This window comes from Actinocorallia aurantiaca (genome assembly GCF_039533685.1).
GTDB lineage: Bacteria > Actinomycetota > Actinomycetes > Streptosporangiales > Streptosporangiaceae > Actinocorallia > Actinocorallia aurantiaca.
Genome location: NZ_BAAATZ010000008.1, coordinates 105,830 through 118,795, shown reverse-complemented (window position 1 = coordinate 118,795; position 12,966 = coordinate 105,830). Strand labels below are relative to the sequence as shown.

Annotated in this window: 24 protein-coding genes; 23 read left to right on the top strand and 1 reads right to left on the bottom strand. The window is 66.2% G+C overall.

What is annotated here, in order from left to right; translation table 11 throughout:
• Positions 1-139: 139 nt before the first annotated feature.
• From rplP to ABD327_RS12655, 17 genes are all read left to right on the top strand, one after another.
• A complete protein-coding gene (gene rplP, locus ABD327_RS12735; RefSeq protein ID WP_106402397.1) occupies positions 140-556 on the top strand; it encodes a 50S ribosomal protein L16 in 417 nt (138 codons plus the stop codon).
• Positions 556-786, top strand: coding sequence for a 50S ribosomal protein L29 (rpmC, locus tag ABD327_RS12730; protein WP_344450527.1), 231 nt, complete (start codon positions 556-558; stop codon positions 784-786). Before rplP ends, rpmC begins: the two co-directional genes overlap by 1 nt.
• A complete protein-coding gene (rpsQ, locus tag ABD327_RS12725) occupies positions 783-1,061 on the top strand; it encodes a 30S ribosomal protein S17 (protein WP_344450526.1) in 279 nt (92 codons plus the stop codon). The genes rpmC and rpsQ overlap by 4 nt, the downstream gene beginning before the upstream one ends.
• Positions 1,062-1,196: 135 nt before the next feature.
• Positions 1,197-1,565, top strand: a complete 369-nt coding sequence (rplN, locus tag ABD327_RS12720; RefSeq protein WP_106402400.1) for a 50S ribosomal protein L14 — start codon at positions 1,197-1,199, stop codon at positions 1,563-1,565.
• Entirely contained in the window at positions 1,565-1,867 is a 303-nt protein-coding gene (gene rplX, locus ABD327_RS12715) for a 50S ribosomal protein L24 (protein WP_344450525.1), read from the top strand. Before rplN ends, rplX begins: the two co-directional genes overlap by 1 nt.
• A gap of 2 nt (positions 1,868-1,869) precedes the next feature.
• Positions 1,870-2,439 carry a 50S ribosomal protein L5 gene (gene rplE, locus ABD327_RS12710; protein ID WP_344450524.1) on the top strand — a complete coding sequence of 190 codons (570 nt, stop codon included), beginning with the start codon at positions 1,870-1,872 and terminating at the stop codon, positions 2,437-2,439.
• Positions 2,440-2,442: 3 nt separating this feature from the next.
• A complete protein-coding gene (locus ABD327_RS12705) occupies positions 2,443-2,628 on the top strand; it encodes a type Z 30S ribosomal protein S14 (protein WP_106402403.1) in 186 nt (61 codons plus the stop codon).
• A gap of 193 nt (positions 2,629-2,821) precedes the next feature.
• A complete protein-coding gene (gene rpsH, locus ABD327_RS12700; protein ID WP_344450523.1) occupies positions 2,822-3,220 on the top strand; it encodes a 30S ribosomal protein S8 in 399 nt (132 codons plus the stop codon).
• A gap of 18 nt (positions 3,221-3,238) precedes the next feature.
• Complete coding sequence (gene rplF, locus ABD327_RS12695) at positions 3,239-3,775, top strand: 50S ribosomal protein L6 (RefSeq protein ID WP_344450522.1); 537 nt, start codon at positions 3,239-3,241, stop codon at positions 3,773-3,775.
• 2 nt (positions 3,776-3,777) lie between these two features.
• A complete protein-coding gene (gene rplR / locus ABD327_RS12690; protein ID WP_344450521.1) occupies positions 3,778-4,164 on the top strand; it encodes a 50S ribosomal protein L18 in 387 nt (128 codons plus the stop codon).
• A 34-nt stretch (positions 4,165-4,198) separates the two neighbouring features.
• Positions 4,199-4,837, top strand: a complete 639-nt coding sequence (rpsE, locus tag ABD327_RS12685) for a 30S ribosomal protein S5 (protein WP_344450520.1) — start codon at positions 4,199-4,201, stop codon at positions 4,835-4,837.
• Positions 4,834-5,019, top strand: a complete 186-nt coding sequence (gene rpmD / locus ABD327_RS12680) for a 50S ribosomal protein L30 (protein ID WP_344450519.1) — start codon at positions 4,834-4,836, stop codon at positions 5,017-5,019. The genes rpsE and rpmD overlap by 4 nt, the downstream gene beginning before the upstream one ends.
• Complete coding sequence (rplO, locus tag ABD327_RS12675) at positions 5,016-5,462, top strand: 50S ribosomal protein L15 (RefSeq protein WP_344450518.1); 447 nt, start codon at positions 5,016-5,018, stop codon at positions 5,460-5,462. The genes rpmD and rplO overlap by 4 nt, the downstream gene beginning before the upstream one ends.
• A 152-nt stretch (positions 5,463-5,614) precedes the next feature.
• Entirely contained in the window at positions 5,615-6,916 is a 1,302-nt protein-coding gene (secY, locus tag ABD327_RS12670) for a preprotein translocase subunit SecY (RefSeq protein ID WP_344450534.1), read from the top strand.
• The gene (locus ABD327_RS12665; RefSeq protein ID WP_344450517.1) at positions 6,916-7,560 is read left to right on the top strand and encodes an adenylate kinase; all 645 of its coding nucleotides are present in this window, start codon (positions 6,916-6,918) and stop codon (positions 7,558-7,560) included. Before secY ends, ABD327_RS12665 begins: the two co-directional genes overlap by 1 nt.
• Before the next feature lie 38 nt (positions 7,561-7,598).
• Entirely contained in the window at positions 7,599-8,399 is an 801-nt protein-coding gene (gene map, locus ABD327_RS12660) for a type I methionyl aminopeptidase (protein ID WP_344450516.1), read from the top strand.
• Positions 8,400-8,427: 28 nt separating this feature from the next.
• Complete coding sequence (locus ABD327_RS12655; protein WP_344450515.1) at positions 8,428-8,877, top strand: DUF1707 SHOCT-like domain-containing protein; 450 nt, start codon at positions 8,428-8,430, stop codon at positions 8,875-8,877.
• A gap of 18 nt (positions 8,878-8,895) precedes the next feature.
• On the opposite strand, the gene ABD327_RS12650 is transcribed toward ABD327_RS12655, so the two are convergent.
• The gene (locus ABD327_RS12650) at positions 8,896-9,441 is read right to left on the bottom strand and encodes a hypothetical protein (protein WP_344450514.1); all 546 of its coding nucleotides are present in this window, start codon (positions 9,439-9,441) and stop codon (positions 8,896-8,898) included.
• A gap of 343 nt (positions 9,442-9,784) precedes the next feature.
• Between ABD327_RS12650 and infA the strand changes: the two genes are divergently transcribed.
• The 6 genes from infA to ABD327_RS12620 form a co-directional block, all read left to right on the top strand.
• On the top strand, positions 9,785-10,006 hold the full coding sequence (infA, locus tag ABD327_RS12645) for a translation initiation factor IF-1 (RefSeq protein WP_106402414.1): 222 nt from the start codon (positions 9,785-9,787) through the stop codon (positions 10,004-10,006).
• Between the two features lie 76 nt (positions 10,007-10,082).
• Positions 10,083-10,196: a 50S ribosomal protein L36 gene (rpmJ, locus tag ABD327_RS12640; protein ID WP_106402415.1), complete on the top strand. Its 114-nt coding sequence runs from the start codon at positions 10,083-10,085 to the stop codon at positions 10,194-10,196.
• Between the two features lie 169 nt (positions 10,197-10,365).
• Positions 10,366-10,746 carry a 30S ribosomal protein S13 gene (rpsM, locus tag ABD327_RS12635; protein ID WP_344450513.1) on the top strand — a complete coding sequence of 127 codons (381 nt, stop codon included), beginning with the start codon at positions 10,366-10,368 and terminating at the stop codon, positions 10,744-10,746.
• Positions 10,747-10,809: 63 nt separating this feature from the next.
• Complete coding sequence (gene rpsK / locus ABD327_RS12630; RefSeq protein WP_123670007.1) at positions 10,810-11,214, top strand: 30S ribosomal protein S11; 405 nt, start codon at positions 10,810-10,812, stop codon at positions 11,212-11,214.
• A 20-nt stretch (positions 11,215-11,234) separates the two neighbouring features.
• Positions 11,235-11,861 (top strand): 30S ribosomal protein S4, encoded by a 627-nt coding sequence (gene rpsD, locus ABD327_RS12625; RefSeq protein ID WP_344450512.1) that lies wholly within the window; start codon positions 11,235-11,237, stop codon positions 11,859-11,861.
• Between the two features lie 100 nt (positions 11,862-11,961).
• The coding region (locus ABD327_RS12620; RefSeq protein ID WP_344450511.1) for a DNA-directed RNA polymerase subunit alpha at positions 11,962-12,966 on the top strand (1,005 nt) is incomplete at its 3' end.

The window sequence follows — 12,966 nt, the reverse complement described above, 5'->3', positions numbered from 1 at the left end:
GGGGTGGCGGCGGCGAGCGTCCGAACCGCGGCGGTGCCCGCCGTGGCGGTGGCGAGCGCGCCCCCCGTCAGCAGAACGCAGAGAACACCGCGCCGGCCGCCCCCGAGGCGACCCAGGCGCCTGAGGGGAGCTGAATTCAATGCTGATCCCTCGCAGGGTCAAGCACCGTAAGCAGCACCACCCGAAGCGCCGTGGAATGGCCAAGGGCGGTACGAAGGTGACCTTCGGCGAGTACGGCATCCAGGCTGTCGAGGGTCACTACGTGACCAACCGGCAGATCGAGTCCGCCCGTATCGCCATGACGCGTCACATCAAGCGTGGCGGCAAGGTCTGGATCAACATCTTCCCGGACCGCCCGCTGACCAAGAAGCCCGCCGAGACCCGCATGGGTTCCGGTAAGGGTTCCCCCGAGTGGTGGATCGCGAACGTCAAGCCCGGTCGGGTGATGTTCGAGCTGTCCTACCCGAACGAAGAAATCGCTCGTGAGGCGCTCACCCGCGCCATCCACAAGCTGCCCATGAAGTGCCGGATCGTGAAGAGGGAGGTGGGCGAGTAATGGCGATCAAGACCGTCGACGACCTGCGCACCCAGCCCGAAGACGAGCTGGTGACCAAGCTGAAGGAATTCAAGGAGGAGCTTTTCAACCTCCGGTTCCAGGCGGCTACCGGTCAGCTGGAGAACCACGGGCGGCTGCGGACGGTCAAGCGTGAGATCGCCCGCATCTACACCGTGATGCGGGAGCGAGAGCTCGGCATCGTCACCGTTGCCGAGGAGGACGAGAAGTGAGCGAGACCACCGAGAGCACCGAGGTGCGGGGCAACCGGAAGGTCCGTGAGGGCCTGGTCGTCAGCGACAAGATGGACAAGACCGTCGTCGTCGCCGTCGAGGACCGCGTCAAGCACCGCCTGTACGGCAAGATCATCCGCCGTACCACCAAGTACAAGGCTCACGACGAGGCCAACACGTGTGGCGTCGGCGACCGGGTTCGCCTGATGGAGACCCGTCCGCTGTCGGCCACCAAGCGCTGGCGCGTCATCGAGATCCTCGAGAAGGCCAAGTAACAACCGGCCACAAGAACTGGAGACTGCGGGGGGCACGTTCCGCCCCCCGCACTCCCTCCCGGGCCAGGCCCGGGGGCAAATCCACCAGGCTCCACCGCTGGGTGGAGAACCGGTGAGAACCCACAGGAGTTAGAAGTGATCCAGCAGGAGTCGCGACTCAAGGTCGCCGACAACACTGGTGCGAAGGAGATCCTTTGCATCCGTGTTCTCGGTGGCTCTGGTCGGCGCTATGCGGGCATCGGCGACATCATCGTCGCCACGGTGAAGGACGCCCTTCCCGCGGCCGGTGTGAAGAAGGGCGACGTGGTCAAGGCCGTCGTCGTCCGTACGCGTAAGGAAGTCCGTCGTCCCGACGGTTCCTACATTCGTTTCGACGAGAACGCGGCCGTGCTCATCAAGGACGGCGGGGACCCGCGCGGTACCCGCATCTTCGGCCCGGTCGGCCGCGAGCTGCGCGACAAGAAGTTCATGCGCATCGTCTCGCTCGCGCCGGAGGTGCTGTAATGAAGATCAAGAAGGGCGACGAGGTCGTCATCATCGCCGGTAAGTCCAAGGGCGCCACCGGCAAGGTCATCGCCGTCGACCTGAAGCGCGAGCGCGTCACGGTCGAGGGTGCCAACCTCATCAAGAAGAACACCAAGGTGGACGCCCAGGGCAAGGGCGGCGGGATCGTCACCGTCGAGGCGCCGCTGCACGTGAGCAACGTCGCGCTGGCCGAGGACGGCAAGCCGGCTCGCGTGGGCTACCGCATCGACGAAGACGGCAAGAAGGTCCGGATCTCGCGTCGCACCGGCAAGGAGATCTGATCATGACCGAGACTTCCGTCGAGATCCCGCAGCCGCGGCTCAAGCTGCGGTACCGCGAAGAGATCAAGCAGGGCATGCAGGAGCAGTTCGGCTACTCGAACGTCATGCAGATCCCCGGCCTGACCAAGATCGTCGTGAACATGGGTGTGGGCGAGGCCGCCCGCGACGCCAAGCTGATCGAAGGCGCCGTCAAGGACCTGACCGCCATCACCGGCCAGAAGCCGGCCGTGGCGCGGGCCAAGAAGTCCATCGCGCAGTTCAAGCTGCGTGAGGGCATGCCGATCGGCGCGCACGTCACGCTGCGCGGCGACCGCATGTGGGAGTTCCTGGACCGGCTGCTGAGCCTGGCGCTGCCGCGGATCCGTGACTTCCGCGGCCTGTCGCCCAAGCAGTTCGACGGCAACGGCAACTACACCTTCGGTCTGACCGAGCAGGTCATGTTCCACGAGGTCGACGTCGACAAGGTCGACCGGCAGCGCGGCATGGACATCACCGTCGTGACGACCGCCACGAATGACGAAGAGGGCCGGGCGCTCCTTAAGCTCCTCGGCTTCCCGTTCAAGGAGGCCTGAGATATGGCGAAGACCGCTCTGATCGCCAAGGCTGCTCGCAAGCCGAAGTTCAAGGTGCGCGGTTACACCCGCTGCTCCCGCTGCGGCCGCCCGCACTCCGTCTACCGGAAGTTCGGCCTGTGCCGTGTCTGCTTCCGTGAGATGGCGCACCGGGGCGAGCTGCCCGGCATCACCAAGTCGAGCTGGTAGTAAGAACGCAGATCACGCACGGCGGCCGCCGATTCGGCGGCCGCGGTGCGGATCGCGTACCGTACGTACAACAGACCGGGCGCCCGATTTCAGATGGCGCCCATGACCACGCTGTAGGTCCGTAGGGTCCCGATGTCTCTTCGCGAAGAGGCCGGGGCAGCTGGAAACCGCAGTGAGGGAGGGCCAGCAGGCCATGACGATGACCGACCCGATCGCAGACATGCTCACGCGTCTGCGTAACGCGAACTCGGCATACCACGACGCCGTGGCGATGCCGTACTCGAAGATCAAGGCGCACATCTCCGAGATCCTCCAGCAGGAGGGCTACATCTCGGGATGGCACGTGGAGGATGCCGAAGTCGGCAAGAAGCTCGTGATCGACCTGAAGTTCGGGCCGACCCGCGAGCGCTCCATCGCCGGCATCAAGCGCGTCTCCAAGCCCGGTCTCCGGGTGTACGCGAAGAAGGACAACCTGCCGAAGGTCCTGGGCGGACTGGGCGTCGCGATCATCTCGACGTCCTCCGGCCTGATGACCGACAAGCAGGCGGGCAAGCGCGGCGTGGGCGGCGAAGTCCTCGCCTACGTCTGGTAACGGAAGGAGAAACAGACAATGTCACGCATTGGACGTCTGCCGATCTCCGTTCCCGGCGGAGTCGAGGTCAAGATCGATGGCCAGCTGGTCACGGTCAAGGGCTCGAAGGGCACGCTCGAGCACAGGATCGCCGAGCCGATCAAGGCCGAGCTCAGCGACGGAGTGATCACGGTCACCCGTCCCAACGACATCAACACGGTTCGCGGCCTCCACGGCCTGAGCCGCACCCTGATCTTCAACATGATCGTCGGGGTGACCCAGGGTTACGTCAAGACCCTCGAGATCCAGGGCGTCGGCTACCGCGTCGTGGCCAAGGGCAGGGACCTCGAGTTCTCCCTCGGCTACAGCCACCCGATCCTGGTGAAGGCCCCCGAGGGCATCACCTTCACGGTGGAGAAGCCGACCCTGTTCAAGGTCGAGGGCATCGACAAGCAGCAGGTCGGCGAGATCTCTGCCAACATCCGCAAGCTGCGCAAGCCCGACCCGTACAAGGGCAAGGGTGTGCGGTACCAGGGTGAGCAGATCCGCCGCAAGGTCGGAAAGGCTGGTAAGTAGTCATGGCTGGCACCAAGGGCCTGTTCCGGAAGGGAACGAGCAAGCGGGCCTCCTCCCGCAAGCGTCGTCACCTTCGGGTCCGCAAGAAGGTCGTCGGCACGGCTACGCGCCCGCGGCTCATCGTGACCCGTTCCACCAAGCACGTCTTCGTCCAGGTCGTGGACGACACCGTCGGCAAGACGGTCGCGTCCGCCTCGACCATGGAGGCCACGCTGCGTGGCGCCGAGGGTGACAAGACCGCGAAGTCGAAGGAAGTCGGCAAGCTGGTCGCCGAGCGGGCCAAGGCCGCCGGCGTCGAGGCCGTCGTCTTCGACCGCGCGGGCAACAAGTACCACGGCCGCGTCGCCGCCGTCGCGGACGGCGCTCGCGAAGGGGGTCTCGCACTGTGACCCCCACGATCACGTCTGAGAAGAGGAACCACTAATGGCAGCTGCTCCCAGTCGCGGAGGCGGCCAGGGCGGCGAGCGTCGTCAGGGCGGCCGTGACGGACGCCGTGATGACCGCCGCGGTGGCGCCGACAAGGGCACGTCGTACATCGAGCGCGTCGTCGCGATCAACCGCGTCGCCAAGGTCGTGAAGGGTGGTCGTCGCTTCAGCTTCACCGCCCTGGTGATCGTGGGCGACGGCAACGGCACCGTCGGCGTCGGTTACGGCAAGGCGAAGGAAGTTCCGGCAGCGATCGCCAAGGGCGTCGAAGAGGCCAAGAAGAACTTCTTCAAGGTCCCCAGGATCCAGGGCACCATCCCGCACCTCACCCAGGGTGAGGCCGCCGCGGGCGTCGTGCTGCTCAAGCCGGCCAGCCCCGGTACCGGTGTCATCGCCGGTGGCCCGGTGCGCGCCGTCCTGGAGTGCGCCGGCGTCCACGACGTCCTGTCCAAGTCGCTCGGCTCCTCGAACGCCATCAACATCGTCCACGCGACGGTGACGGCGCTCAAGCAGCTGAAGCGTCCGGAGGAGATCGCGGCCAAGCGCGGCCTGCCGATCGAGGACGTCGCCCCCGCCGCCATGCTGCGGGCCCGTGCCGCCGGTCTGGAGGCCTCGAAGGCCGAGGTGACGTCATGACCCAGCTGAAGATCACGCAGACCAAGTCTGTGATCAGCGAGAAGCAGAACCAGCGGGACTCGCTGCGGACCCTGGGCCTCAAGAAGATCGGCCAGAGCGTCGTTCGTGAGGACAAGCCCGAGGTCATCGGCCTGATCCGCACCGTTGCCCACCTCGTGAAGGTGGAGGAGGTCGAATCATGAGCGAGGCTCTGAAGGTCCACGACCTCAAGCCGGCTCCCGGCGCCAACAAGAAGAAGACCCGCAAGGGTCGCGGTGAGGCGTCCAAGGGCAAGACCTCCGGTCGCGGTACCAAGGGCACCAAGGCCCGCAACACCGTGCCGGTCGGTTTCGAGGGCGGCCAGATGCCGCTGATCCGCCGGGTTCCGAAGCTCAAGGGCTTCAAGAACCCGAACCGGGTCGAGTTCCAGGTGGTCAACCTGGACAAGCTGGCCGAGCTCTACCCCTCGGGTGGAGAGGTCACCGCCGAGGACCTGGCGGCCAAGGGCGCGGTGCGCTCCGGCCGTCCGGTCAAGATCCTCGGCACCGGTGAGATCTCCGTGGCGGTTCAGGTGAAGGTCAACGCCTTCTCCGGCTCCGCCCAGGAGAAGATCATCGCTGCCGGCGGGTCCGTCGAGCAGATCTGATTCATGCGGAACCGGGGCTGGCCGTCCAACGTTGGAGGGTCAGCCCCGGCTTCGTCTGCTGTTAGCATTCGACGGGCTCAGACTGTGAGCCGCGTCATCGTAAGGCTTCGGTCCCATGGTGTCTGACCAGGTAGAAACGCGCAGGAGGAATGGTGCTCACCGCTGTCGCTAGGGCATTTAAGACGCCCGACCTGCGCAAGAAGATACTCTTTACGCTCTTCATCATCCTCATCTTCCGCATCGGGTCGCTGCTCCCGACGCCGGGCGTGGATGTCGGCGCGGTCAAGGCCGCTCTGGACGCCGCGGAGAGCGGGAGCAACAAGAACCTGTACTCCCTGATCAACCTGTTCAGCGGTGGCGCGCTGCTCAAGCTCTCGGTGTTCGCGCTGGGCATCATGCCCTACATCACCGCGAGCATCATCCTTCAGCTGCTCACCGTGGTGATCCCCAGGCTGGAGGCCCTCAAGAAGGAGGGCCAGGCCGGCACCACGAAGATCACGCAGTACACCCGGTACCTCACCATCGGGCTGGCGATCCTGCAGTCGACCGGCATCGTGGCCATGGCCGCTACCGGCAACCTGTTCCAGGACCAGAGCGGCGGCGACCTGCTCTACAACACGAACCTGTTCACCATCATCACGATGGTGATCGTGATGACCGCCGGCACCGCCGTGATCATGTGGCTGGGCGAGCTCATCACCGACCGCGGCATCGGCAACGGCATGTCGATCATGATCTTCACCCAGGTCGTCGCGACGTTCCCGCAGCAGTTCGCGAACATCTTCCGCACCAAGGGCGGCTTCATCTTCACGATCGTGATCCTGGTGGGTCTGGCGATCGTCGCCTCGGTCGTGTTCGTCGAGCAGGCGCAGCGGCGCATCCCGGTGCAGTACGCCAAGCGGATGGTCGGCCGCCGGATGTACGGCGGGACCTCGACCTACATCCCGCTGAAGGTCAACCAGGCCGGCATCATCCCTGTGATCTTCGCCTCCTCGCTCCTGTACCTGCCCCAGCTGGCGGGTCAGCTCTGGCCGAACAACGAGTTCCTCGCGAAGTACGTGCTCAAGTACATGCAGCAGGACAACCCGGTCAACATGGCGGTCACCTTCGGCCTGATCATCTTCTTCACGTACTTCTATGTGGCCATCACCTTCAACCCCACTGAAGTCGCCGACAACATGAAGAAGTACGGTGGTTTCATCCCCGGTATCCGTCCGGGGCGGCCCACGGCTGAGTACCTCGACTACGTGCTCACCCGTATCACCGCCCCTGGCGCGCTCTACCTGGGACTGGTCGCCCTCATCCCGATGGTGGCGTTCGCACTCATCGACGCCGCGAACGACTTCCCCTTCGGTGGCACCAGCATCCTGATCATCGTCGGCGTTGGGTTGGACACCGTGAAGCAGATCGAATCGCAGCTCCAGCAGCGTAGTTACGAAGGATTCCTCCGCTAGTGCGCATCGTGCTGGTGGGCCCCCCGGGAGCGGGCAAGGGAACTCAGGCCCAGTTCATCGCATCCCATCTGTCGATCCCGAAGATATCGACAGGTGACATCTTCCGCGCCAACGTGAGCGGCGGAACCGAGCTCGGCGTCCTCGCCAAGCAGTACATGGACAAGGGCGACCTGGTGCCGGACACCGTCACCGTCGCCATGGTCCGGGACCGGATCGCGCAGCCGGACGCCGCGGGCGGCTTCCTGCTCGACGGATTCCCGCGCAACGTCCCCCAGGCGGAGACGCTGCGCGAGATTCTGGCCGAGAACGGCCAGGGCCTGGACAAGGTCCTGGAGCTCGTCGTGGACGAGGAAGAGGTCGTGCGCCGGCTGTCGGGCCGGCGGACCTGCGGCCAGTGCGGCCGGATCTGGCACGTCGACTTCGACGAGGGCCGGGACGACGTCTGCGACGACTGCGGCGGTCAGCTCTTCCAGCGGGACGACGACAAGGAAGAGGTCGTCCGGCACCGTCTCGAGGTCTACAAGGAACAGACCGAGCCTCTCGTGGAGTTCTACGAGAAGGAGGGCATTCTCGTGGGGATCGGAGCCACCGGAACGGTGGACGAGGTCACCGGGCGTGCTCTCTCCGCGCTCCGTCCGGAGTAGTAAGACAGGCAGAGGGGGGACGGGTGTTCAGAAGGCGGATGCGTATCCAGGTGAAGACGCCTGAGCAGATCGAGCTCATGCGGGTCGCCGGCCGGCTGGTCGGCGAGACCCTGGCGCTGGTGGCCGCGGCTGTCAAGCCGGGTGTCACCACCAAGGAACTGGACCGGCTGGCCGAGGACAACATCCGCGGCAACGGCGGCATCCCATCCTTCATCGGCGTACCAGGTCCGATCACCCCCTTCCCGGCCACCCTGTGCACCTCGGTCAACGAGGAGATCGTCCACTGCATCCCCCGCGATGACCGCGTACTCGAGGCCGGCGACATCGTCTCGATCGACTGCGGCGCGATCGTGGACGGCTGGCACGGCGACGCCGCCGTCACGGTCCCGGTGGGCGAGGCCGCCCCGGACGTGGTGAAGCTGCTGGAGGTCACCGAGGAGTCCCTGTGGCGGGGCCTGGCGGCCTGTCAGGTCGGCGGGAACCTCGGGGACATCGGACACGCGGTGCAGTCCTACGTGAGCTCTCAGGGCCCCTACGGCATCGTCGAGGGCTACGGGGGACACGGCATCGGCACCGAGATGCACATGGAGCCCTTCATCCCGAACGTGGGCCGCCGCGGCGGCGGGCTGAAGCTGGGCCCCGGCATGGTGTTCGCGATCGAGCCGATGATCAATCTCGGCGAGCCGGGCACCCACGAACTCGAGGACGGCTGGACGGTCGTCACGGTCGACGGCAGCCCCTCGGCGCACTTCGAGCACACGGTGGCGATCACCCCGGAGGGTCCTCAGGTGCTGACGGCACTTGAAGGATGGCGGGAACGCATCGCACCATTGCTCTGACGGACGGATCACCTGAGAGGGAGCACGGATGCCGCAGAACCCGGAGATGCGGGCGTCCGACCGCGATCGCGACCAGTACGCGGAGTTGCTGAGGGAGAACTACGCTCAGGGCCGCCTCACCCAGGAGGAGCTGAACGAGCGCCTGGACGCGGTCTACGAGACCAGGACCATGGGCGGCCTGCAGCAGCTCACCGCCGACCTCCCCGCCCAGGACCTCTACGACCTGCCGCTTCCGGCCGCCAGGGACTCCGTCCCCGCGGTGCGGGCGCCGGGGGAGCTGCGGCACCGCGACCAGGGCCTGCGGTCCGGCTGGGCCGCCTGGGGCACGGTCAGCCTGATCACCATGACCATCTGGCTGGTCAGCTGCGTGGTCAGCGGCGGGCTGACGACCCCCTGGTTCCTGTGGGTGGCCGGTCCCTGGGGCGCGGTGCTGCTGGCGAGGACCCTGTTCGGGACGCCCGGCTCGCACGACGACTGAGGAGCGCGGCGCCTTCGGCTAGGCGGTGGCGCGGATCGCGCGGGTGAGCGCGGCGACCAGGGCGCGCGGATCGGGAGCCAGCTCCGGAACGACCTCGCGCAGGGCGAGCCAGCCGTTGACGGCCCGGGTGGTGGGGCCGGCCTCGTCCAGGACGTGGTCCTCGACCCCGTACCAGGCCGCCACCTTGGACCAGCGCCACAGCCGGTGGGTCTCGGGCGCCGGGAAGCCTCCGGGGCCGCGCTGGCCGGTGCTCGCCAGCCGGACCGACTCGAAGGTGCGGCCCACCCGCTCGGCGATCTCCCTGAGCGCCAGCACCGGATCGGCCTCGGCCCGCCGGATGACGACGCCCGGGACGGCCGTCTCCACGTGGACGATGACCTCGATCATCGCCGCGGCCAGGGAGGGGGCGTCCCAGTGGCACCTGGCCTGGCCGGGCCCGGTCACCTCGGCGGCGGACCGGACGCAGGCGACGGTGACGTATCCTTGGGTCCGTTCGAACAATGGATCGAGCTCATGCTCGAACACTGGTCTGCTGAGGACCAGTTCGAAGTCATAAGCCGCCATGGTTGAAACGTACAACGCCCGGGCGTGGTGTGAAAGCCGGTAAGGGCGGTGTCGGGCTGGGCGCGTCGCTCCGTACCTGTCTGATTTCGCAATCGGAGGGGTCGTCGCGTAGACTCGTCATTCGGTCCAGTGTCGGATCGCCATGGTCGCGTTGAGCGAAGTGACCCGAACGAGTTTCGGGCCGCGATGGCGGATCCCACCGCTCGTCCCGCCACCTGGCGGAAGGCGCGGCTGGACGCCTTGAGAGGCCTCTTCTCCCGGCATCGTCGATCCGTCGGCATGGTGTCGGGGTGCGGGTTTTTCAGGGGTGGCAGACGAAACCGATCAGCGAAGCGCGGAGGCCATGGCCAAGAAGGAAGGCGCCATCGAGATCGAGGGCGTTGTGATCGAGTCCCTCCCGAACGCCATGTTCAAGGTGGAACTCGACAACGGGCACAAGGTCCTCGCGCACATCAGCGGAAAGATGCGGATGCACTACATCCGGATCCTGCCGGACGACCGGGTCGTGGTGGAGCTCTCTCCCTACGACCTCACTCGGGGACGGATCGTCTACCGCTACAAGTAACGACTCAATCAACCGCTGGGGTTGCCTTTTCCGCTGTGGCAGGCGGGAATGACCCTGCTCGAAGCTAGGAGACCCAGTGAAGGTCAAGCCGAGTGTCAAGAAGATCTGCTCCAAGTGCCGCGTCATCCGCCGGCACGGCCGCGTCATGGTGATCTGCCAGGACCCGCGCCACAAGCAGCGTCAGGGCTGAGGCTCGTTTTTCACGGTTAACACCGTCACAACTGACAACATGCCGCAATTCGTTACGTCCCCTCGGGGATACGGACGAGTGACCCCCGGTCGGAGGCCGGGGCCCGACCTGGGCAGGGACGGGACCGCGGCAGGTAGGACCTCCGCCGACTGAAAGGACACTGCCCGACATGGCACGTCTCCTTGGCGTCGACCTCCCGCGCGAAAAGCGCCTCGAGGTCGCGCTGACCTACATCTTCGGCATCGGCCGTACCCGTGCCCTGGAGACCCTCAAGGCCACCGGAGTCTCCGGCGACCTGCGGGTGCACCAGCTCACGGACGACGAGCTGATTCCGCTGCGCGACTACATCGACGCCAACTTCAAGATCGAGGGTGACCTGCGCCGCGAGGTGCAGGCCGACATCCGCCGCAAGATCGAGATCGGGTGCTACCAGGGCATCCGGCACCGCAAGGGTCTTCCCGTGCACGGTCAGCGTACGCAGACCAACGCGCGTACCCGCAAGGGCAAGAAGAAGACCGTGGCCGGCAAGAAGAAGGCCGGCAAGAAGTAGACCGGCCGGGATCTCTCATCCCGCCCGCCACCGGTCCGATGACCTCTGGAGTAAAGAAGAGCAATGCCTCCTAAGAGCCGCCAGGGCGCGCCGAAGAAGCTGCGCCGCAAGGAAAAGAAGAACGTCGCTCACGGGCACGCCCACATCAAGAGCACGTTCAACAACACCATCGTCTCCATCACCGACCCCAACGGGAACGTGATCGCCTGGGCCTCCTCCGGTCACGTGGGTTTCAAGGGCTCTCGCAAGTCCACCCCGTACGCCGCGCAGCAGGCTGCCGAGAGCGCCGCACGCCGCGCCATGGAGCACGGCATGCGCAAGGTCGACGTCTTCGTGAAGGGCCCGGGCTCGGGCCGCGAGACCGCCATCCGTTCGCTTCAGGCGACCGGCCTCGAGGTGGGCTCGATCCAGGACGTGACCCCCGTTCCGCACAACGGCTGCCGCCCGCCCAAGAGGCGTCGGGTCTGAGGCCGAGGAGATAAAGAAACATGGCTCGTTACACCGGTCCCGACTGCAAGCTCTGCCGTCGCGAGAAGACCAAGCTGTTCCTCAAGGGCAGCAAGTGCCTGGGCGCCAAGTGCCCGATCGAGAGCCGGCCCTACCCTCCGGGTGAGCACGGCCGCGGTCGGACCAAGGAGTCCGAGTACCAGCTCCAGCTGCGGGAGAAGCAGAAGACCCGCCGTATCTACGGCGTGCTCGAGAAGCAGTTCCGCAACTACTACGAAGAGGCCAACCGCAAGAGCGGCAAGACGGGTGAGAACCTGCTCTCGCTGCTCGAGCGCCGCCTCGACAACGTCGTCTACCGGGCCGGCTTCGCCAAGTCCCGTGACGCCGCCCGTCAGGCGATCCGCCACAACCACATCCTGGTGAACGGCAAGCGCGTGAACATCCCGTCGTTCCTCGTGTCCGAGAAGGACATCATCGAGGTGCGCGGCAAGTCCACCGACCTCACGCCGTTCGTGGTGGCCCGCGCCGAGTCCGAGGCCCACCAGGTCCCGGCCTGGATCGAGATCGTCTCCGACAAGATGCGCATCCTGGTGCACTCCCTGCCCGTCCGTCAGCAGATCGACACGCAGGTCCAGGAACAGCTGATCGTCGAGCTCTACTCCAAGTAGAGCTCTGCAACCCCCGAAGAGGCTTCTGGCCTCTTCGGGGGTATGTCCGTTATGTCATGGCCGTCAAATAGCGGGCGGCCCGACAGAAAGCGAGCATCACATGCTCATCGCCCAGCGTCCTTCGCTCACCGAAGAGCAGGTGGACGAGTACCGCAGCCGGTTCGTCATCGAGCCGCTGGAGCCGGGATTCGGCTACACCATCGGCAACTCGCTCCGCCGCACGCTCCTGTCCTCCATCCCCGGCGCCGCTGTCACCAGCATCCGCGTCGAGGGCGTCCTGCACGAGTTCTCCACCGTGCCGGGCGTCAAGGAGGACCTGACCGACATCATCCTGAACCTCAAGCAGCTGGTCGTCTCCTCCGAGCACGACGAGCCGGTGGTCATGTACCTGCGCAAGCAGGGCCCGGGTGACGTCACCGCCGCGGACATCGCGCCGCCGGCCGGGGTCGAGGTGCACAACCCCGACCTGAAGATCGCCACGCTGAACAGCAAGGCGAAGCTGGAGATGGAGCTGACGGTCGAGCGCGGCCGCGGCTACGTCTCCGCCACCCAGAACAAGCAGCCGGGGCAGGAGATCGGCCGGATCCCGATCGACTCCATCTACTCCCCGGTGCTCAAGGTCACCTACAAGGTCGAGGCGACCCGTGTCGAGCAGCGCACCGACTTCGACCGTCTGATCCTGGACGTCGAGACCAAGCACTGCATGCTGCCGCGCGACGCCGTCGCGTCCGCCGGCAAGACCCTCGTCGAGCTGTTCGGCCTCGCCCGCGAGCTGAACGTCGAGGCCGAGGGCATCGACATGGGCCCGTCCCCGACGGACGCCGCGCTGGCCGCCGATCTGGCCCTGCCGATCGAGGAGCTGAACCTCACGGTCCGCTCCTACAACTGCCTCAAGCGCGAGGGCATCCACTCGGTGGGCGAGCTGGTGGCCCGCTCCGAGCAGGACCTGCTGGACATCCGCAACTTCGGTGCCAAGTCCATCGAAGAGGTCAAGCAGAAGCTGCACGACATGGGGCTGTCCCTCAAGGACTCCCCTCCCGGGTTCGACCCGACCGCCGCCGCCGACGCCTACGGCGACGGGGACGACGAGTCGTTCGCGGAGACC